Origin of the sequence: Luteibacter sp. 329MFSha (genome assembly GCF_900111665.1) — a bacterium.
Classification (GTDB): Bacteria; Pseudomonadota; Gammaproteobacteria; order Xanthomonadales; family Rhodanobacteraceae; genus Luteibacter.
This window is the reverse complement of record NZ_FOJE01000001.1, coordinates 2066340-2086868: the sequence shown is the minus strand read 5'-3', so window position 1 is coordinate 2086868 and position 20529 is coordinate 2066340. Positions and strand designations below refer to the sequence as shown.

The window sequence follows — 20529 nt, the reverse complement described above, 5'->3', positions numbered from 1 at the left end:
TCGCGGGACGCCGGGCCGGTGAGTCCGGACTGGCGCCATCGCGCACGCCGCCTGCGATTCCTCGGTCTTGGACTCGTCGCGAGCGTCCTCGTCGCGCTCGCGCTGGTGATGGCGCTCGGGCAGCTGTTGCTGCCCCTCGCCGCGCACTATCCCGAGCGCGTCGCGGCGATGCTCAGCGAGCGGCTCGGGCGCCCCGTGCACTTCGCATTGATGGAAGGCTTCTGGCGGCCCTCGGGCCCGTTGTTCGTGATGCGCGACGTGACGATCGGCGCGACCGAGGGCGGCGATGCGCTGCACCTGCCGCAAGCCGCGGTGAAACTCGATTTCGGCGCGTTCGTCCTGCCGTCCCGCCACCTCATCAACCTGCAATTGCGCGACCTGCGGCTGGGCCTCCGGCGCGCGGCGGATGGCCGCTGGAGCATCGACGGCTTCGGCGCGGGCGGTGGCACCCAGAAGGTGTCGTTCGGCAACCTGTCCGCCGATCTGTGGCTCGGCAACCTGCACCTCGACATCGCCGACGACACGACCGGGCGTCACTACGGTCTCATCGCGGATCAGCTGCGCCTCAGCCTGCAGGGCCATGCCATCCGCTTCGGCGCGATGCTCCGTCGCGAGAACGTCGGCGGCATGCTCACGGCGGCGGGTCGCTTCGCCGAGGACGGATCGAGCGGGCGCATCTACGTCGACGGTAGCGACGTCGACTTCAAGGCGTTGACCGGCGACTTCGATGTCGGCGGCTACGCGCTCGCCGGCGGCAAGGGACGCTTCGAATCCTGGCTCGACTGGCGCGATGCCCAGGTCGTGCGCGCGACGTGGAAGATCGATCTCGACAACCTCGCCGTGCGCGGTCCGTCGCGCACGGTGAAGACCGCCGGACTGCACGGCATCGTCGATCTGCATCGCACGCCGGAAGGCGAGCGCATCGACTGGGCAGGCGCCGACGGCAGCGATCTCGCGCTCGTGCTGCGCCATGCGGGCGACAAGAGCAGCGGCACGCTGGTCGCGCGCAACCTCGATCTCGCGCCGCTGCTGCCGTGGGGCGGCGTGGCGCCGGCCGTGTCGCCGTCGCTGGCGCGCTGGCTCGGCGAAGGGCGGCCGCGCGGGCGATTCGACCAGGCGCGCGCCGACTGGAATTCCGACGAGGGCGTGACGTTCGCGCACGCGTCGTTCTCCGGCCTCGGCATCGACGCCAGCGGCACGCTGCCCGGCATCTCGTCGCTGAAGGGCGAGATCTTCGGCGACCAGGGCGCGCTGGCGCTCAGCCTGCCGACCCAGGCGACGACCATCGACGCCACGGGCGTCTTCCGCAAGCCGTTCGTGATGTCCTCGCTCGGCGGCAGCATCGCCGTGCACAAGGAAGACGGCGACTGGCACGTCGGCGTCGATCCGCTCGATTTCCGCGGCGAGGGTTACGGCGGGCAGGCGCGCGGCGAGATCGTGCTCCCCGCCGCCGATACCGGTCCTTTCATGGACCTCTACGTGGCCCTCGGGGAGGGCGACGTCCCGGCCGCCAAGCTGTTCTGGCCGATCCATTCGATGTCGGAAGGCGCGCAGAACTGGCTCAACCGGGGCCTCGTGTCCGGCCACATCGAAGGCGGCTCGGCGCTCATCCACGGCAACCTGCGCGATTTCCCGTTCCGCAACCAGGAAGGACGGTTCGAGGCGCGCGCCGAGATCGACGATCTCGTGCTCGACTACGGCGCCGGCTGGCCACGCGCCGAAGGCGTGTCCGTCACCGCGAACTTCATCGGCAACGGGATGTACGTCGAAGCCAGCGAGGGTCACTCGCTCGGCAACGCCGTGAGCGCGGCGACCGCCGCGATTCCCGATTTCGCCGACGGCGTGCTCGACCTGAAGGTCAGCGGCGCGGGCACGGGCAACAGCTTCCTCGACTTCATCAAGAACAGCCCCGTGGCGAGCCGTAGCCGCGAGGCCATCGACAAGATGAAGCTCGGCGGCACCGGCGAGTTCGGGTTCAATCTCCTGCTGCCCCTGAAGGACGCGAAGGCGTTCACCCTGCAGGGCAGGGCGTCGATCAAGGACGCCGACCTCGTCGCCGACGCATGGAAACTGCGCCTCGACCGGATCACCGGGCCGATGACGTTCGACGGCGCGGGCTTCAGCGCGAAGGGTCTCACGACGGCTTTCCGCGGACAGCCGGCGCAGCTCGACCTCGCGATCGCCGGGGCCACCGGCGACCCGTCCACGATCGTCGACGCATCCGTGTCGGGCGCGTTCACGGTCGGCGAGATGACCGGCGAGTACGAAAGCCTGAAATGGCTCGGCGACATCGCGAAGGGGCGCGGGAATTTCCGCGTCGGGTTCGATCTGCGCAAGACGGGGAAGGGCGACGAGACCGCGCAGACCCTGCGCGTCGATTCGGACCTCCGCGGCGTCGAGCTGACCATGCCCACGCCGGTGAAGAAGGCCGCCAGCGTGGCCACGCCCCTTTCGGTGACCGTCGGCATTCCGGTCGACGGCGCGCGGCTCGATCTCGCGCTGGGCGACGTGGTCCGTGGCCGTCTGCGTCTTCCGACCGACAAGGAACCGATCGCCGCCGCGTTCAATCTCGGCAGCGCGGCACCCGCCACGATGCCCGCGCAGGGTTACCTGATCGGCGGTCATGCGGCGAAGCTCGACGTGTCCGGGTGGGTGCAGTACGTCGTCGGTCTTTCGACGGGCGGCACGGGCCCGGGTCTGTCGTCGCTCGACGTCGCCGCCGACGACGGCGAAGTCTTCGGCCAGCATTTTGCCAACATGCACATCGTCGCGAAACCCGGGCCACAGGAGCTCGCGTTGCGCGTCGACAGCGACGGCATGGCCGGGCAGCTCACGGTACCCAACGACGACCTCCGCCGCCGTGGCATCACGGCACGGATGGATCGCCTCTGGTGGCCCGCCGCGGACGACGCGGCGGATGCCGCGAAGAAGGGCAAGGCCGCCGCGGGCGCCGCGGCGACGACCGCCGCCACGGTCGCGAAGGCCGAGGATGCGACGCCCGACGCCACGAAGAAGCCCGTCGATGCGAACGAAGCCGGCGTCGCGCCGGCCAGCCTGCCACCGCTGCACCTGCAGGTGACGGACATGCGGCTGGGCAAGGCGAAGCTTGGCGAGGCGCGCCTCGAGACGTGGCCCACCGACGAAGGCATGCACATCGACCAGCTCCGTGCGCAATCGAAGAACGTGCAGATCACGGCCACGGGCGACTGGAACGGCGACGCGAAGCGCAGTCGCACCCACCTCGTCATGGGCTTCGTGTCCGAGGACGTCGCCCGCATGATGGACGCCCTCGGGTTCGCGGGCATCCTGCAGGGCGGCCGCACCGAGGCGCACCTCGACGCCACGTGGCCAGGTGGCCCGTCCGCCCTCGCTCTGGCCAACATGGACGGTACGCTGAAGGTCGACGTCGCCAACGGACGCATCCTCGAAGTGCAGCCCGGCGTCGGGCGCCTGTTCGGACTGGTATCGGTGACCGAACTGCCGCGGCGCCTGTCGCTCGACTTCGGCGACGTGCTCGGCAAGGGATTCGCGTTCGATGCCATCACCGGCGATTTCCGTTTCGCCAACGGCAACGCCACGACGCAGAACCTCAAGATCCGCGCCCCGGCGGCCGAGATCACGATCACCGGCCGCGCCGGCCTCAAGGCGCGCGACTACGACCAGCAGGTGCTCGTCGTGCCACACGTGGGCAGCAGCCTGCCCGTGGTCGGCGCGCTCGCCGGCGGTCCGGTCGGCGCCGCCGCGGGCCTCGCGGTCCAGGGCATCCTCGGCCACGGCCTCAACCAGGCGGCGCGCAAGCGCTACTCGGTGACGGGCTCCTGGGACAAGCCGGTATTCACCCCGATCGACAAGGGACCGCCCTCCTCGGCGCCGCCCTTGCGCTGATGACCCTGAGCATGTGGGAGCCCGCTCGCGGGCGAAGGGTGCTCGCGAGAGCCGATCACCTCGCCGTGGGTTCCCGCTTTCGCGGGAACGACGTGCCTCGGCGGCGGCGTCATGCACCTGCCAAACGGCTGCCCAGGGTTTAAGCTGGGCGCCTTCGACCCCAGATTCGGGGTTCCCATGAATTGTTGCCGGCAGACCCGATGGATTCCCTGATTTCGCTCGCCGAACGCCGCCTGCTCACCCCGGGCGGACTGGCCTCCACCGACCTGGATCGCGTGTTCTCCCAGCTCATGGGGCCGTCGATCGATGCGGCCGACCTGTATTTCCAGCATTCGCGCAGCGAATCGTGGGTGCTCGAAGAGGGCATCGTGAAGGACGGTAGCCACTCGATCGAGCAGGGCGTCGGGGTCCGGGCGATCTCGGGCGAGAAGACCGGTTTCTCGTACTCCGACGAAATCGTGCTTCCGCAGCTGCTCGAGGCGTCGCGCGCGGCGCGGGCCATCGCGCAGGGCGGGGCGGGTGCGGGCAAGCCGCTCTCCCTCGCCACCGGTCGTGGCCTCTATCCCGCCATCGATCCGGTGGAGAGCCTGCCGAACGAAGAGAAGATCGCGCTGCTGCGCGAGGTGGATGCCTACGCCCGCTCGCGCGATCCGCGGGTGAAGCAGGTGGTCGTCAGCCTCGCGGCGACGATGGATACCATCCTCGTCGCTGGCTCCGACGGCACGCTCGCGGCCGACGTGCGTCCGCTCGTGCGGCTGAACGTCCAGGTGATCGCCGAGCAGAACGGCCGTCGCGAGCAGGGCCATTCGGGCGGCGGCGGCCGCTACGGCTATCGCGAGTTGATCGAGAACGGCCGCGCGCACGCGTTCGCCGAGGAGGCTGTGCGCCAGGCGCTGGTCAACCTCGACGCCGTGGACGCGCCCGCGGGCAGCATGACCGTGGTCCTCGGGCCCGGCTGGCCTGGCGTGCTCCTGCACGAGGCCATCGGGCACGGCCTGGAAGGCGACTTCAACCGCAAGGGCAGCTCGGCGTTCGCCGGCCGCATCGGCCAGCGTGTGGCGGCGGAGGGCGTCACGGTCGTGGACGACGGCACGCTGCCGGGTCGGCGCGGTTCGCTCAGCATCGACGACGAGGGCACGCCGACGGAGTGCACCACGCTCATCGAGAACGGCATCCTCAAGGGCTACATGCAGGACAAGCTCAACGCCCGCCTGATGGGCGTGAAGTCGACCGGCAACGGCCGGCGCGAATCGTTCGCGCAGCTGCCGATGCCGCGCATGACGAACACCTACATGCTCGCCGGCAATCGCGAACCCGAGGAAATCATCCGGTCGGTGAAGCGTGGCCTCTACGCCGTGAACTTCGGTGGCGGCCAGGTGGACATCACGAACGGCAAGTTCGTGTTCTCCGCGAGCGAGGCCTACCTGATCGAGGACGGCAAGGTGACGCGCCCGGTGAAGGGCGCGACGCTCGTCGGCTCGGGCCCGGACGTGCTGACGCGCGTCTCGATGATCGGCAACGACCTCGCCCTCGACGAAGGCGTGGGTGTCTGCGGCAAGGACGGCCAGAGCGTGCCGGTCGGCGTCGGTCAGCCGACCCTGCGCGTGGATGGCATGACGGTCGGCGGCACGGCCGCCTGACGGCATGTGGGGCCCGGGTGCGCCGGAGCCGTCGCGAAATTGACGCGTGACGCTAAATGCGCGCCGCGTAACGACTTCCCACCCCGCAGCGCAAGGAATGGCGTCTTGTCCATTCCTGCTGCGTGGCGACAAAGCGGACCCACGTCACGGAACGCGAACGCGTGGCAAGAAATTTCTTAGCAATACCTCTTTTTAGTATTGTGGGTGTCATGGCCTGGGCGGATCATCCGCCCCGACAGCGTATGGACGGCTAAACCCGGGGTAGCGGGTTCGAACGGTCCACTCATCGTGAAACGACCCGTGAAGTCGCCGGCGACCCGTTCGCCGGCTTGCGGCGTCGTGCGCGCTGCGAAAAGTCGCTGCTTACCAACGTGGCTCAAACAGGGGACCTACACCCAATGAAGCGACATCCCGCATCACCCCCGCGTCCGCGGCGAACGAGGCTGTCCGCCTTGTTCTCCGTGGCGTTCCTGGGCGTGACCGCGACGGCCCAGGCCGTCACGCTCGCGCCTTCGGACCGCCAGGACATCAACCTCGGCGCGCAGCCGTGGAAGTACACCAAACAGGCGATCAAGAATCCGAACGACCCGGTGGTCTACGCGCCGTTGCCGAACGGCGACGATGGCGCAGCCGTCAATTTCGACGACAGCAAGTGGCTCACGGTCGGCCTGCCGCACGCGGCGAACGATTTCACCACCTTCATCAACCAGGAATCCGGCGGTGGCCAGGGCAGCCTGGACGGCGAGACCAGCTGGTATCGCACCACGCTCGCCGACTCCGCGTCCTACCGCGGCAAGAAGGTGATGGTGGAGTTCGAGGGTGCGCACACGGGCGACCGCGTGTACATCAACGGACGCTTCATCCCCGGTACCGGCGTGCTGAACCAGGCGGGCCAGGTCGACGCGCAGGCGACGCACGTGATCGGCTTCGTGCCGCACATCGTCGACCTGACGCCGTTCCTGAAGTTCGACGGCACCGACGTCCTGGCGGTCAAGGTCGCCCGCGGTGGCGGCTTCTTCGAGGATCCCGGCTTCTCGGGCTCCTTCCGCTTCGGCCAGGCCGAGTCGGGTATCTTCCGCCCGGTGAAGCTGCACGTAACGAATTTCGTGCACATCCCGGAAAACGTGTACGCGGGTCAGAACACCTGGGGCACGTACGTCGGCACGCAGGCGATCAGCGCCGACCACAAGCAGGCCACGATCCGCGTGCAGACCAACGTCGTCAACGAGACGGCGGCGGCGCAGGAAGTGACGCTGACCACGCAGATCGTCGACGCCAACGGCAACGTGGTGGCGACGGACCAGAAGCAGGCGACCCTCGCCCCGCACGTGATTCCCGGCGACGAGAAGCCCGTGTTCGACGAGACGCTGACGGTCAACAACCCGACGCTCTGGTATCCGAACAACAGCCTCGACGGCAAGCCGTACATGTACAAGGTGCTCCACACGGTGAGCATCGACGGCACGGTGGTGGATGCGAAGCAGAGCACGCTCGGCATCCGCACGATCACCTGGGACAAGGATTTCCCGTACGTCAACGGCAAGAAGCAGTACACCTGGGGCGGCTCCGGCCGTTACGACTATCCCGGCCTCGGCTCGTCCGTGCCGGAAGAGCAGCAGTGGCGCGATCTGCGCGACCTGGCGGCGGCGGGCGGTAACCTTTGGCGCCCGGGCCACTCGCCTTCGAGCCCGGAGTTCGTGGAAGCGGCCGACGCGCTCGGCGTGTTCATCGTCCAGCCCAGCGGCGACGGCGAGAACGGCTTCGCCGATCCCTGCAAGGCCGGCGACACGCAGTGCGCGAACATGTGGACGATCAAGCGCGAGGTCCATCGCGACATCGTGATCCGCGATCGCAGCCATCCGTCGATCCTGGCGTGGGAGCACAACAACGGCGTGATGTATACGCCGTTCGCGCAGGAACTGCGCACGCTCGCGCGCAACTGGGATTCGATCGCGCCGCGCGCCGCGGCCGACCGCACGCCGAACGCGGCGAACGGCGACATCCTCAGCTGTTCGAAGGCCGGTTGCGAGACCAACCTGCACCAGACCACGCCGAACAAGCCCGCCTGGGGCGCGGAGTACTGGGGCGACGGCGTGCTGCGTCATTCGTACGACCTCGAACTGGCGTTCGCGCTGAACTACCTCGTGCCGTATTCGGAGGCCCGCAAGGCCGGCACGTTCGGCATGGCGCAGTGGTACTTCGCCGATACCCCGGGTGAGACCGTCGAGCTGGCCGATGGCCTGGAAGACGATACCCATTGGGTGTACGGGTACAAGAACGGCGCCATCGACCACAACGCGGACGGCACGCCGGTCAAGCAGTTCCGGCACAATGCCCGTGGAAACAACGCGTCGATGACCGACGCGAACCGTTTCCCGCGCATGCTGTATTACATCTACCAGTCCGTGTGGGTGCCTTACGACCTGCGCCCGGTAGTGAAGCTCGCCAACCACTGGAACCGCACGGGCAACATCACCGTCAGCGCGTTCAGCAACTGCCCGAAGGTGCGTCTGCTGATCAACGGTGTGCCGCAGGGCAACGATCAGACGCCCAATCCGTGGGACACCATCGACAAGGTGTCGCAGGATGCGGAGAACGGCCCCCGCGATACGCGCACGGGTCGCATCGTCGGCGCGGACGTCGCGCAGAAGACGACGAAGCTGCCGGGCCAGGTCCATTGGGACGTGACGTGGCAGGCCGGCACCGCGGTCGCGCAGTGCATCGACACCGTGGGCAACGTCCGCAAGGACGCCAATGGCCTCGACGTCGCCGATACGCTGACCACGGCGGGCACCGCCGACCACATCGAGCTCGAAGTGGTGAACACGAAGGATCCGATCGTCCGTCCGGACGGCTCGGCCTTCCAGATCACCGCGAACGGTTCCGATGCGGCCTTCATCGTCGCGCGCGTGGTGGACAAGAACGGCAACTGGGTGCCGACGGCATCGCAGAAGGTGACGTTCGACGTCGACAGCGGCGCGTCGCTGGTGACCTTCAACGGCGGCACGCAGCAGTACGTGGACTACAGCGCCGGCGAGGTGCCGGATCAGGGCGGCGGCATCGCCGAGCCGATCCACTCGTACCACTCGCCGGGCTCGCATGAGCTGCAGTTCGAAGGCGGCCTGCAGAAGATCGCGCTGCGCACGAAGTTCACGACGGGTACCGTGACGGTCAGCGCTTCGGCGCCGGGCCTCGTCGCGGGCCATACGTCGTTCACCATCCAGTCCGTGCCGAAGGCGCCGACGACCTCCGGTCCGCCGTCGGTCATCGCCAATCCGGTCGACGACAACGTCACCGTCGGCGACACCGGTCACTTCTCCGTGACGGCGTCCGGCGCCCCGCCGCTGACGTTCACCTGGAAGAAGAACGGCGTCGAGATCCCGGGCGCGACGACGGCGAGCTACACGACGCCGGCGACCACGCTCGCGGACAACGGCGCGGTCTATACCGTGGTGGTGCATGGCCAGGGTCCGGACCAGGAGTCGACGCCGGCCCGCCTTGGCGTGTTCGCGTTCTCGCCGGTGGTCATCTCGGCGCAGCCCGCGTCGCAGAACGTCGACGCCGGCCAGTCGGCACGCTTCGCCGTGACGGCCTCCGGTTCGCCGAAGGTGAAGTACCAGTGGTACGTCGATGGCGTCGCGATTCCCAACGCCACCTCGACGAGCTACGAGACGGGTACGCTCTCCACGGCCGACAATGCGAAGAAGTTCGAAGTGCTCGTGAGCAACTCGAACAGCCAGCAGAAGTCGAACGTGGCGACGCTGACCGTCAACGCCGCCCGTCCGCCGGTCCTCACCGGTAACCTGGCCGACGTTCGCGCCAACCCGGGCCAGCCGGCGACGTTCGACGCGTCGAACATCGTGGCGGGTACCACGCCGTACCACTACAAGTGGTCGCACGACGGCCAGCCGGTCGGCGACGACCTGCCCACGCTGACCATCGGCGCGGTGCAGCTGTCCGATGTCGGTTCGTACAGCGTGACGGTCTCCAACATCGTCGACGGCGCTACCGTGACGGCGACGGCGAAGCTCACCCTGGCTCCGCCGGGCGCGAACCTCGCCCGCCAGAAGCAGACGCTGTCCACGGAAGTGGAGAACGTGCAGGGCACGCCGGCATGGGCGGCCGTCGACGGCGACGCCACGACGCGCTGGGCCTCGAAGCAGAAGGTCGACGACGCGTACATCACCGTCGACCTGGGCAGCTCGCGCACGTTCAACCGCGTGGTGCTGAAGTGGGAGAACGCGCACGCGACCGAGTACAAGATCCAGTATTCGGACAACCCGGACTCGGGTTTCAAGGACGCGTACCACAACACGGCGAGCGTCGGCGGCACCGAGGACGTCACGTTCGAGGCGCCGGTCACCGGTCGCTATGTCCGCATGCAGGGCGTCAAGCGCTCGACCGACTACGGCTATTCGCTGTACGAGTTCGAGGTGTACAACTCGGCCGGTTGCTGCGGCGCGAGCGAACGCTACACCACCACGTCCGGCTCGAAGTTCGTGACCGATACGCTCAGTGGGCTGGTCTGGGACCGCGTGCAGCGTGGCTACCAGGACCAGGGCGCGCAGTTCACGCAGTCGGTCGCCATCACCGAGTGCGCGAAGGACAGCATGCGCCTTCCGACCGTGGCGGAAGCGCTGGCCATCAGCGGCCAGAACTACTCCACCGCCGCGTTCCCGGGCGCCTGGACGACCTGGACCGAAGGCAAGGACCCGACGGATGCGACGTACGCGTTCGTGGTCAGCTCGCTCGGCGTGAAGAGCCGTGCCGTCGCGGAGAACAACCCGGGCCACGTCCTCTGCGTGAAGGGCACGAAGGTCGTCGCTCCGGCGATCACCGCGCAGCCCACGAACCAGAAGGCGGGCGTGGGTCGTTCGGCGCACTTCGCCGTGACGGCGTCGGGCGTGGGTCCGCTCTCGTACGACTGGTACAACGTGAGTAAGGACGCCGACGGCCTCGACGTCGAAACGCTGCTCTCGAGCACCGCCGACGGCACCTATGCGACGCCGGCGCTCGTCACGGCCAACAACGGCGCGCGTCTGCGCGTGAAGGTCGTCAGCGCCCAGGGCCTGTCGACCACCAGCGACGACACGTTCCTCACGGTCGACAACAGCGACGCCGGTTTCGACCCGGTGTTCGGTGCGCCCGTCGCGCAGCAGCCGGGCCAGCCCGGCGACGGCGACAACGGCGGCGACAATGGCGGTGGCAACCCGCCGAGCCCGGGCACGCCCGGCGACGGCAAGGGCGGCGTGAACATCGCCCTCGGCGCGAAGACGACGTCGCATGTCGATCCGGAACGTGGTGACCTGGACGCGTCCATGGCCACCGACGGCAAGTTCGACACGCGCTGGAGCTCGAAGGGCAAGGTCGATCCGACCGACCTCGTCGTCGACTTCGGCACGGCGAAGACGTTCGACCACGTGATCATGCGCTGGGAGAACGCCGCGTCGGCGAAGTACACGATCGATGTGTCCAACGACGGCGAATCGTGGCAGACCGTGGCCGGCCCGATCACGGGCAAGGGCGGCGTCGATACGCAGACGTTCGCCGTGCAGACGGCCCGTTTCGTCCGCATGAACAGCACGGCCCGCACCACGGACTACGGCAATTCGTTGTGGGAGTTCGAGGTGTACCAGGCGGCCGCGCCGCAGCAGCCCGAGAAGGGCGACCAGGATGCGGGCGAACCGCAGCAGCCGGACCACGCCGTGCCGTCCACCGGCAACCTCGCGCTCAAGCGTGCGGTGGTCGCGTCCGATACCGAGAACGCCGTGGCGTTCAAGGCGGACAACGCCAACGACGGCGACGGCGGCTCGCGCTGGTCGTCCGCGTTCAGCGACGACCAGTGGATCCAGGTCGACCTGGGTTCGGTGAAGACGATCGGCAAGGTGGTGCTCTCGTGGGAGAACGCGCATGCGCTCGCCTACCGCATCGACGTGTCGATCGACGGCAAGACCTGGAACGTCGCGTACGACGAGGAGAACAGCCAGGGCGGTATCGAAACCGTCACCTTCCCGGCGGTCTCGGCGCGGTACGTGCGCATGCAGGGCCTGAAGCGCTCCAGCGCCTACGGCTATTCGCTGTGGGAGATGGGCGTGTATGCCGCCAGCGGCGACGGCGACACCGGCACGCAGCCGGGCAACCCGGGCGCCAACGATCCGGCACAGGGCTTCGACTATGTGACGTATCCGGGCTACATCGGCACGCAGCTGCGCAACACGACGAACGGCAAGTGGCGCGACGACCAGATCTTCGTGGCCGTCATCGGCCGCGACCCGGCGTCGAAGGTGTTCTCGTGGGTCAAGCCGGACGGCACGTTGATCGCCGCTTCGGAGACCGACAACGATGCCACCGGTCATCTCACCAAGAACGGTCAGAACTACTCGAACTACTTCTTCACGCTCGCGCAGGCCAAGCTGCTCAAGCTGCCGAAGATGGATTCGGGGCGGATCTTCGTCTCGGTCGGTGAACCGATGTACATCAAGATCCTGAAGGCCGCCGACGGTTCGATCGGCTTCGCGGGCCCCAACCCGCTCAACGCCACCGACCCGAACATCGGTGTGTACTACGACTGGTACGAGTTCACCTGGAACGACAACGCCATCTTCATCAACACGACGCAGGTCGATCAGTTCTCGATCCCGCTGTCGCTCGATGTGTTCGGCGGCGACAAGTCCAGGCACGAGTCGTCGGGCATCACGCAGACGCGTGCGCAGATCTTCGCCCAGTACAACCAGGAGGTTCCGGCCGAGTTCCAGCTGGCCGAAGCCGATCCGATCCGGATCCTGGCACCGGGCAAGGCCGCGTTCGACGCCGGCAAGCCGCAGGAGCACTACTTCGACGCGTACATCGACCAGTCGTGGGCGTATTACGAGAACCACGTGCTGCAGATGACGATCGGCGCCAAGCAGTTCGAAGGCACCGTCGTGGACGGCGTGCTGACCTTCGTCCACACCAACTGGGCGCAGACGAAGGAGCCGGACGAGGCGGAAGGCATGCTCTTCAAGGTGGAAAAGCCGACCACGCAGGCCGTGCTCGAAGGCAAGGACCAGCTCGCCCGCTCGCACGATCCGTGGGGCGTGGAAGGCCAGCTCGAAGCGCAGATCTGCGCCGCGTTCAACCGTCACGTCATGGAAGACACCAGCAGCTGGAAGGATCCGGGCGCGTTCTACCAGCAGTCGCCGGCGAACTACTATTCGCGCTTCTGGCACCTGCACGGTGTGAACGGCAAGGCGTACGGCTTCGCGTACGACGATGTTTCGGACCAGAGCTCGACGCTGATCGAGACCCAGCCGGAGCATCTCGAACTCGGGATCGGTTGGTAAGCCGGTAACACGGTGAAGAAGAAAGGGCGGTGGAGAAATCCACCGCCCTTTTTCTTTGCCCGGCGAGCGAGGCGTTGCTACCGAAGGGTGGGAGCCGATCGCATCGGCGATACCCGCGAAGCGGGTGGGGTGTCGCGAGTGTGCCCGCTGCCGCGGGATCGCCGATGCGATCGGCTCCCACCGGCTCTGCGCTTCGGACCGGAGTTCGATGTCGATCACGAACCAGCCGAAGCACCTCGGCGCGGCGAGCGAGGCGCGTCTACCGGAGGGTGGGAGCCGATCGCATCGGCGATACCCGCGAAGCGGGCGGGTTGTCGCGAGGGTGCCCGCTGGCGCGGGATCGCCCCCACCGGCTCTGCGCTTCGGACCGGAGTTCGATGTCGATCACGAACCAGCCGAGGCGCCTCGGCGCGGCGAGCGAGGCGTGTCTACCGGAGGGTGGGAGCCGATCGCATCGGCGATACCCGCGAAGCGGGTGGGGTGTCGCGAGTGTGCCCGCTGCCGCGGGATCGCCGATACGATCGGCTCCCACCGGCTCCCAACGGCGTTGCGCGGTTATTCGCCAGCCGACGCCTCGAGTTCCTTCAGGAGCCGGTAGATCTCGCGGAAGGCGTGCAGCGGCTTGTTCGCCTCGCGCTCGGACTTCGCCTGGCGGACGAGCGAGCGCAGGTGCTGGCGGTCGAGGTCCGGGTGTTCGTCGAACAGTTCGCCGAGGGCCACGTCGCCGCCTTCCAGCAGGCGTTCGCGACGCGCTTCGAGTCGGTGCATGTGAGCGGCTTCCTGGCGCTGGCGATCGCGGTCTTCGCCGAGCGCGGCGCGCGCGTCGACGAACGCTTCGTCGCCGTGCCGGCGCATCTGCTTGGCGAGGAACGCGAGCTGGCGCTTGCGCGCGATGTGCGAGGTGACCTTTCGCGTGCGACCGATCTCGTCGACGATGTCCTCGGGCAGGTTGAGCTTCGGGATGCGGCTGGGCGGGAGCTCCACCAGCTGGCCCGCCAGCTTGAGGATGTCGAGCGCGTTGCGGCGCTTTTCGCTGCGGCTGGGGCCGAGGTCCTCGTCGTCCTCGTCGCGCGGACGGTCGTCGAAAGGCTTCATGGGAGAAGATCCGTGATGGACTGGAAGTCCGCCTCGCGCTCGAACGCGAAACGGGGGAACGTCTTGCCGTCGCGCTCGACGGTTTCGGCGAACATGGCGGCGGGGCGCACCCAGAGGCGGCGCTGGTCGTAGAGGTCCTGGTAGATCACCATTTCCTCCATCGTTTCGCTATGCAGGGACGTTCCCAGCACGCGGTAGGGCATGCCCTTGAAGTGGCGGTAGTAGCCGACACGGACGCTCATTCGTGGATTCCATGGCACCATGGGCGGTGCATTGCTTTTGATCGGACGACGCGACCCCATGTTTCCGGGGATGGCCGCGTACGGCCGACTATTCTAACCCTCTGCCCCCGGGAAGCCCACGTGAGCCAAGTTGCCGCCCTCGACACCAGCCACCAGGACCTCGACCGCCTCGCCAGCCTGGCGGAGGACACCATCCGCCGGGCGCGCGCCGCGGGCGCGACCCAGGCCGAAGTGTCCGCGAGCGTCGACGTCGGGCTGAACGTGAACGTGCGGCTGGGCGAGGTGGAGACGGTGGAGCACACGCGCGACCGCGGTTTCGCCCTCACCGTGTACTTCGGCCAGCGCAAGGGCTCCGCCAGCACGGCCGATCTGAACCCGGATTCGATCCAGGCCACCATCGAACAGGCCTGCGCGATCGCCCGCTTCACCGAGGAAGACCCGGCCGCCGGCCTCGCGGACGCCGACCGCATGGCCACGGCGTTCCCGGACCTCGACCTCTGGCACCCGTGGGACCTCGACGTGGACAGCGCGATCGCGCTCGGCCGGGACATCGAGGACGCGGGCCGGGCCGTCGCGGGCATCACGAATTCGGACGGCTCCAGCGTCAGCGCGGGGCAGAGCCTCTCGGTGTACGCCAATTCGCACGGCTTCCTCGGTCGCGAGCGGGGCACCCGCCATTCGCTGTCGGTGGCCCTGATCGCGGGCGACGACGAGGGCATGCAGCGCGATTACTGGTACGACAGCCAGCGCCGCGCCGAGGATTTCATGCCGGCCGCCGAGATCGGTCGCAAGGCCGCCGAGCGCACGCTCTCGCGCCTCGACGCGCGCCGTCTCGGCACGCGGCAGGCGCCGGTCCTGTTCGCGCCGGAGGTGGCGCGTTCGCTGATCGGGCATCTTCTCGGCGCCGTCAGCGGCGGTTCGCTGTACCGGCGATCGAGCTTCCTGCTCGATCACGCGGGCAAGCAGATCCTGCCTTCCTGGTTCCGCATCGACGAGAAGCCGCTCGTGCCGCGCGGCCTGGGCTCGTCGGTGTTCGATGCCGAAGGCGTCGCGACGGTGGACGCACCGCTGGTGGTCGACGGCGTGCTCCAGCGCTACATCCTCGGGAGCTACTCGGCACGCAAGCTGGGTCTGTCGAGCACCGGCAACGCCGGCGGCGTCCACAATCTCTACGTGAAGACCGGCGACGACGACTTCGCCGGGATGCTGCGCCGACTCGGCACGGGCCTGCTGGTGACCGAGGTCATGGGGCAGGGTGTGTCCATCGTCACCGGCGACTACTCGCGCGGCGCGTCGGGCTTCTGGGTCGAAAACGGCCAGATCGCCTACCCGGTGGAGGAGATCACGATCGCCGCCAACCTTCGGGACATGTACGCGAACCTGGTGGCCGTGGGGGCGGACGTCGACCGCCGGTCGCACATCCTCACCGGCTCCTGGCTCATCGAGAAGATGACGATCGCCGGCGAGTGACGGGCATGTGTCTTCCGTCGTCTTGACAGGCGACGGGGCGGCACCGACAGTGGGCGCGACATCGCCCACGGAGTTCCGCCATGAGTACGCCGTCCGATCAGATCCCGCCGTCGCCGCCGCCGGCCCCGCCGCCCTACGAGCCGACGGGCGCCGCCGTTTCCAGTACCGACGACAAGAACATCGCGATGCTGACCCATCTTTCGGGGATCATCTTCAGCATCATCGTCCCGCTCATCGTCTGGCTGATGCACAAGGACCGGGCCGACAAGGCCTACCTGGTGACCGAGGCGAAGGAAGCCCTGAACTTCCAGATCACGGTGCTCATCGGCTACGTGATCTGCTGGGTGCTCGCGTTCGTCATCATCGGCGCCTTCCTGACCCCGCTGGTGTGGCTGTTCAACCTGGTCTTCTGCATCGTCGCGGCGATCCGCGTGAGCCAGAACGGCAGCTACCGTTACCCCTGGGTGCTGCGGCTCATTTCCTGACCGTCAACCTGTGGGAGCGGACCTGGCCGCGACAGCTTTTCGCCTCTGTTCCGGGTCTTGCGCGCCAGCTCGATGGCTTGCCGCGAACGGCTGTCGCCGCCAGGTCCGCTCCCACCGTGTGACGCGCGAAAGGATCAGTGTCCGCGGGTGGCCGAATAGCGGGCGAGGTCCGCGAGCCATTCACCGCGCTGGCCCAGCGGCGAAATCGCCTCCAGCGCCTCGTCGACCAGTGACGCCAGACGCGCGCGCGACGCGTCGAGCCCGATGATCGACGGGAAAGTGGGTTTGTCGGCGGCGGCATCCTTGCCGGCGGTCTTGCCGATCACGGCGGATTCGCCCTCGACGTCGAGGATGTCGTCGCGCACCTGGAAAGCCAGGCCGACGGCGTGACCGTAGCGGTCGAGACGCGCGAACATCGATTCGTCGACGCATCCCGCCGCCAGCGCGCCGAGGCGGATCGAGGCGCGGATCAGCGCGCCGGTCTTGTATGCGTGCATGCGCTCCAGTTCGTCGAGCGACAGCTTGTGGCCGACGCCCGCGAGGTCGAAGGCCTGGCCGCCGGCCATGCCCTCCGCGCCGCACGCGGCACCCAGCGTGCGCAGCATGGCGATGCGCTGACGCGCGTTGTCGCCCTCGGGTGCGATGGCCAGCAGCTCGAACGCGAGCGCCTGCAGCGCGTCGCCCGCGAGGATCGCCATCGCCTCGCCGAACACGATGTGGCAGGTCGGCCGCCCGCGGCGCAGCGCGTCGTCGTCCATGGCGGGCAGGTCGTCATGGACGAGCGAATAGGCGTGGATGATCTCGACGGCGCACGCGGGCGCGTCGAGCAGCGGTCCGTCATTGCCCAGCGCATGGCCCGCCGCGTAGACGAACAGGGGGCGCAACCGCTTGCCGCCGCCCAGCACCGCATAACGCATGGCGCGGTGGAGGTCGGTGGGCGGGAGGTCTTCGGCGGGCAGCGCGCGCGCGAGCGCGTCGTCGGCCCGGCCGACCAGCGCCTTCAGCGGCGCCGGCAGGTCAGTCGATGCGGGAGTCAAAGGGTTCGGCGGTGTCGGGGGCTTCGGGGTCGAGAAGCAGGCGCACGCGCAGTTCCGCCTGCTCCAGCGCCGTCTGGCAGTGCCGGTAGAGGCCGATGCCGCGTTCGAACGACTTCAGGGATTCGTCGAGGCTGAGCTCCCCGCCTTCCATGCGCGTGACCAGCTGTTCGAGTTCGTCCAGCGAGTGCTCGAATTCGGCGATCGACGAGGCGGGCGCGGGGGTGGCGGGGGACTTCGGCATGGCCGCAAACGTAGCTCACATGGGCTTTGCGATCAATCGTCGCGATGCCACACCGGTGCGCCGCCGGCCTCGCCGAACAGCGCTTTTCCTTCGTCGCTCAGCCACCTGTCCGCCACGGCGACGAGGCGTCCGTCCCGTTCGACCAGCGGCATGCGCGGACGCTCCCAGGGAGGGATGCCCGCTTGTTGGAAGAGGTCACGCAATTCACGGGTGTGGCGATCGCCGGCCGGGCGGAGGCGCTCCCCGCCGCGTCGATAGCGGACCGTCACCGCCTCGCCGAGGCGAGCGCCCCCGAGGGATAGCGTGCCGCCACCCGGAAGGGCGAGCGGTTCGCCGTGCCAGGCGCCGCTCCATTCCTCGTCGAACCCGGAGCGGCGACGCATCGGCCAGAGCCGGCCGCGCCAGACGCGGATCTCCGTGTCCTGCCAGCCGATGAGCGGCAGACGTTCCGCCGCGGCATCGCGGACCTGCGCTTCGAGCGTCTCGCGCTGCGCCGTCGTGGGTGCGGCGAGCCCGGCCTCGTGCAGCCAGTGATCGAGCAGCGGAGCGCGCTGCGCCAGCGGCAGGGCGAGCCACCCCGCGGCGTCCAGGGTGCCGTTGGCGTCGCGAAGCCCGTCCAGCGCGTCCATCCAGCCGTCGCGCAGGTGGTCGGCGGCATCCCGGCACAGCCGCGCGCTATGCACGATGCTGCTGGCAGCGTGCGGCCAATGGGCGAGAAGGGCCGGCACGATCGTTCCGCGCAGGTAGGCGCGAGCGATCCGCGGATCCTCGTTCGACGGATCGTGCACCGTATCCAGCGCGGCGCCGGCGATGTGGTCGAGCAGGGCCGCGCGTGGCAGCGACAGCAGCGGACGCCAGAGCATGCCCGCACCCAGCGGGCGCAGCTCGCGCATGCCGGCGAGCCCCTCCGGTCCCGCGCCACGCAGGAGTTTCAGCAGCACCGTCTCGACCTGGTCGTCGCGATGGTGGGCGAGCACGAGGCGCTCGCCTTCGTGCAAGGCACCGGCGAAGGCCGCGCGCCGCGCGCGGCGCGCGGCGGCTTCGACGCCCTCGCCGCGGCTGAAGTCCACCGTGACACGGATCGCTTCGAAGGGCACGTCGAGCGACTCGCAGAAACGCCGGCAATGCAGCGACCACACGCCGCTTTCCGCATGCAGGCCATGGTCGACGTGGAGCGCGCGCAGGCGTGGCCGAGGCGAGTGTCCCGCGAGGGCGTGGAGCAAAGCGGTGGAATCCGGACCGCCGCTGTACGCGACGACGAGCGGTACGTCGCCGAGCTCGGCCAGCGCGGCGTCGAGGTGGTCGACGAGCGTGGTCATCGGGCCTTCGGCTTCACGCGCACGAAGGGATGCTTGCCGTTGCCGATCTGGCGGTCTTCCATGTCGAACAGGCCGATCGCGTTGATCAGGCCGCTGAAGCGGGAGTATCCGTAGTCACGCGAGTCGAAGTCGGGCGAGCGCTTGTTGACGATGCCGCCGACGGTGCTGAGCGCCGCCCAGCCGTTCTCGTCGGACGCGGCGTCGATGGCGTTGCGCAGCAGGTTCATCAGCTTCGTGTCGCCACGCAGTTCGTTCGCGGTCTTCTTCGCCTTCGGCTCTTCCGGCTCGCTCTCCACCGTGCCGACGAGGCGGTCGGTGTAGATGAACTTGTCGCAGGCGGAGACGAAGGGTTGTGGCGTCTTGCGTTCGCCGAAGCCGTAGACGGTGAGCCCGGCCTCGCGGATGCGCGAGGCCAGCCGCGTGAAGTCGCTGTCGCTGGATACGATGCAGAAGCCATCGAAACGCGCGGAGTAGAGCAGGTCCATCGCGTCGATGATCATCGCGGAGTCGGTCGCGTTCTTGCCCGAGGTGTACGCGAACTGCTGGATGGGCTGGATGGAGTGGTCGAGCAGGACGGCCTTCCACCCGCCCAGGTTGGGGCCGGTCCAGTCGCCGTAGATGCGCTTCACGTGCGCGGTGCCGAACTTCGCGACCTCGGCGAGCAGGCCATCCACGATGGCGGGGCGCGCGTTGTCCGCGTCGATCAGGACGGCGAGCTTGTCGGTGACGTCGTTGGCCATGGCGGCATCCCGTGAACGGTGATGCCGCCGATGGTACAGGTGCCGGAGCACCGGGGGCCCGTGCCTCAGCCTTCGGTGAAGGCGCCGTAGCCGCGGAGACGCTGGTAGCGCTTCTCCAGCAGGGTGTCGATGGGCAGCGCTTCGAGGGCGTCGAGCTCGTTCAGGAGCACGGCCTTCAGGCGCGTGGCCATCGACTGCGGGTTGCGATGGGCGCCGCCCAGCGGCTCGCGGACGATCTTGTCGATCAGGCCGTTCTCGAGGAGACGCGGCGCGGTGAGGCCCATGACTTCCGCGGCATCCTTCGCCTTGTCGGCGCTCTTCCAGAGGATCGACGCGCAGCCTTCTGGCGTGATCACCGAATAGGTGGAGTACTGGAGCATCAGCGTGCGATCGCCGACGCCGATCGCCAGCGCGCCGCCGGAACCGCCTTCGCCGGTGACCGTGCAGATCACGGGCACGCGCAGCTCGGCCATCTCCAGCAGGTTGCGCGCGATGGCTTCCGACTGGCCACGCTCCTCGGCGTTGATGCCGGGCCAGGCGCCGGCCGTGTCGATGAAGGTGAAGACGGGAATCTCGAAACGCTCGGCCAGCTTGAACAGGCGCAGCGCCTTGCGATAGCCCTCCGGACGGGGCATGCCGAAGTTGCGCTTGACCTTGGTCTTCGTGTCGCGGCCCTTCTGGTGGCCGACGATCATGATCGAGCGGCCGTTGATGCGCGCGAGACCCCCGACGATCGCCTGGTCGTCGGCGAACATGCGGTCGCCCTTGAGCTCGTGGAACTCCTCGCACATGCCCTGGATGTAATCGAGCGTGTAAGGGCGCGCCGGATGGCGCGACACCTGGCTGACCTGCCACGGCGTGAGGTTGCGGAAGATCTCGGCGGTCTTCAGCTTGAGCTTTTCGCGAAGCCGGCCCACTTCCTCGTCGATGTTGAACGCCTGGCCGCTGCTGGCATGGCGAAGCTCTTCGATCTTCGCCTCCAGTTCTGCGATGGGTTGTTCGAAATCGAGGAAATTGGGATTCATGGAGTCGGCGCTTCGGACAAGACCGCTG

12 protein-coding genes are annotated in these 20529 nt (G+C 68.3%); 5 read left to right on the top strand and 7 right to left on the bottom strand.

What is annotated here, in order from left to right; all coding sequences use genetic code 11:
- Window positions 1–18: 18 nt before the first annotated feature.
- From BMW54_RS09370 to BMW54_RS09360, 3 genes are all read left to right on the top strand, one after another.
- Window positions 19–3885 carry a YhdP family protein gene (locus tag BMW54_RS09370; RefSeq protein WP_090054856.1) on the top strand — a complete coding sequence of 1289 codons (3867 nt, stop codon included), beginning with the start codon at window positions 19–21 and terminating at the stop codon, window positions 3883–3885.
- 200 nt (window positions 3886–4085) lie between these two features.
- Complete coding sequence (tldD, locus tag BMW54_RS09365; protein ID WP_090054850.1) at window positions 4086–5525, top strand: metalloprotease TldD; 1440 nt, start codon at window positions 4086–4088, stop codon at window positions 5523–5525.
- Window positions 5526–5986: 461 nt separating this feature from the next.
- Window positions 5987–12847, top strand: coding sequence for a beta-1,3-glucanase family protein (locus BMW54_RS09360; protein WP_254779272.1), 6861 nt, complete (start codon window positions 5987–5989; stop codon window positions 12845–12847).
- 555 nt (window positions 12848–13402) lie between these two features.
- Here the strand turns inward: BMW54_RS09360 and yjgA are convergent.
- Window positions 13403–13942, bottom strand: a complete 540-nt coding sequence (gene yjgA / locus BMW54_RS09355) for a ribosome biogenesis factor YjgA (RefSeq protein WP_090054845.1) — start codon at window positions 13940–13942, stop codon at window positions 13403–13405.
- On the bottom strand, window positions 13939–14184 hold the full coding sequence (locus BMW54_RS09350; protein ID WP_090054844.1) for a DUF1653 domain-containing protein: 246 nt from the start codon (window positions 14182–14184) through the stop codon (window positions 13939–13941). The genes yjgA and BMW54_RS09350 overlap by 4 nt, the downstream gene beginning before the upstream one ends.
- A 120-nt stretch (window positions 14185–14304) precedes the next feature.
- On the opposite strand from BMW54_RS09350, the gene pmbA reads away from it, so the two are divergent.
- Together pmbA and BMW54_RS09340 are read left to right on the top strand one after the other, a co-directional pair.
- Window positions 14305–15654: a metalloprotease PmbA gene (pmbA, locus tag BMW54_RS09345; protein ID WP_090054843.1), complete on the top strand. Its 1350-nt coding sequence runs from the start codon at window positions 14305–14307 to the stop codon at window positions 15652–15654.
- An 80-nt stretch (window positions 15655–15734) separates the two neighbouring features.
- Window positions 15735–16139: a DUF4870 domain-containing protein gene (locus tag BMW54_RS09340; RefSeq protein WP_090054842.1), complete on the top strand. Its 405-nt coding sequence runs from the start codon at window positions 15735–15737 to the stop codon at window positions 16137–16139.
- 134 nt (window positions 16140–16273) lie between these two features.
- Here the strand turns inward: BMW54_RS09340 and ispA are convergent, their stop codons facing one another.
- The 5 genes from ispA to BMW54_RS09315 form a co-directional block, all read right to left on the bottom strand.
- Window positions 16274–17176 (bottom strand): (2E,6E)-farnesyl diphosphate synthase, encoded by a 903-nt coding sequence (gene ispA, locus BMW54_RS09335; RefSeq protein WP_090054840.1) that lies wholly within the window; start codon window positions 17174–17176, stop codon window positions 16274–16276.
- Complete coding sequence (locus BMW54_RS09330; protein ID WP_090054838.1) at window positions 17157–17417, bottom strand: exodeoxyribonuclease VII small subunit; 261 nt, start codon at window positions 17415–17417, stop codon at window positions 17157–17159. The genes ispA and BMW54_RS09330 overlap by 20 nt, the downstream gene beginning before the upstream one ends.
- A gap of 32 nt (window positions 17418–17449) precedes the next feature.
- Window positions 17450–18736, bottom strand: coding sequence for a tRNA lysidine(34) synthetase TilS (gene tilS / locus BMW54_RS09325; RefSeq protein WP_090054835.1), 1287 nt, complete (start codon window positions 18734–18736; stop codon window positions 17450–17452).
- On the bottom strand, window positions 18733–19476 hold the full coding sequence (locus tag BMW54_RS09320) for an NYN domain-containing protein (protein WP_090054833.1): 744 nt from the start codon (window positions 19474–19476) through the stop codon (window positions 18733–18735). Before BMW54_RS09320 ends, tilS begins: the two co-directional genes overlap by 4 nt.
- A 65-nt stretch (window positions 19477–19541) precedes the next feature.
- Complete coding sequence (locus BMW54_RS09315) at window positions 19542–20501, bottom strand: acetyl-CoA carboxylase carboxyltransferase subunit alpha (protein ID WP_090054832.1); 960 nt, start codon at window positions 20499–20501, stop codon at window positions 19542–19544.
- Between the last annotated feature and the right edge of the window lie 28 nt (window positions 20502–20529).

Coding starts and splice junctions, on each gene's coding strand:
- BMW54_RS09320 (WP_090054833.1), bottom strand. CDS start 19,476: ATGGCCAACGACGTCACCGACAAGCTCGCCGTCCTGATCGACGCGGAC.
- BMW54_RS09330 (WP_090054838.1), bottom strand. CDS start 17,417: ATGCCGAAGTCCCCCGCCACCCCCGCGCCCGCCTCGTCGATCGCCGAA.
- tldD (WP_090054850.1), top strand. CDS start 4,086: ATGGATTCCCTGATTTCGCTCGCCGAACGCCGCCTGCTCACCCCGGGC.
- BMW54_RS09350 (WP_090054844.1), bottom strand. CDS start 14,184: ATGAGCGTCCGTGTCGGCTACTACCGCCACTTCAAGGGCATGCCCTAC.
- yjgA (WP_090054845.1), bottom strand. CDS start 13,942: ATGAAGCCTTTCGACGACCGTCCGCGCGACGAGGACGACGAGGACCTC.
- tilS (WP_090054835.1), bottom strand. CDS start 18,736: ATGACCACGCTCGTCGACCACCTCGACGCCGCGCTGGCCGAGCTCGGC.
- BMW54_RS09340 (WP_090054842.1), top strand. CDS start 15,735: ATGAGTACGCCGTCCGATCAGATCCCGCCGTCGCCGCCGCCGGCCCCG.
- BMW54_RS09315 (WP_090054832.1), bottom strand. CDS start 20,501: ATGAATCCCAATTTCCTCGATTTCGAACAACCCATCGCAGAACTGGAG.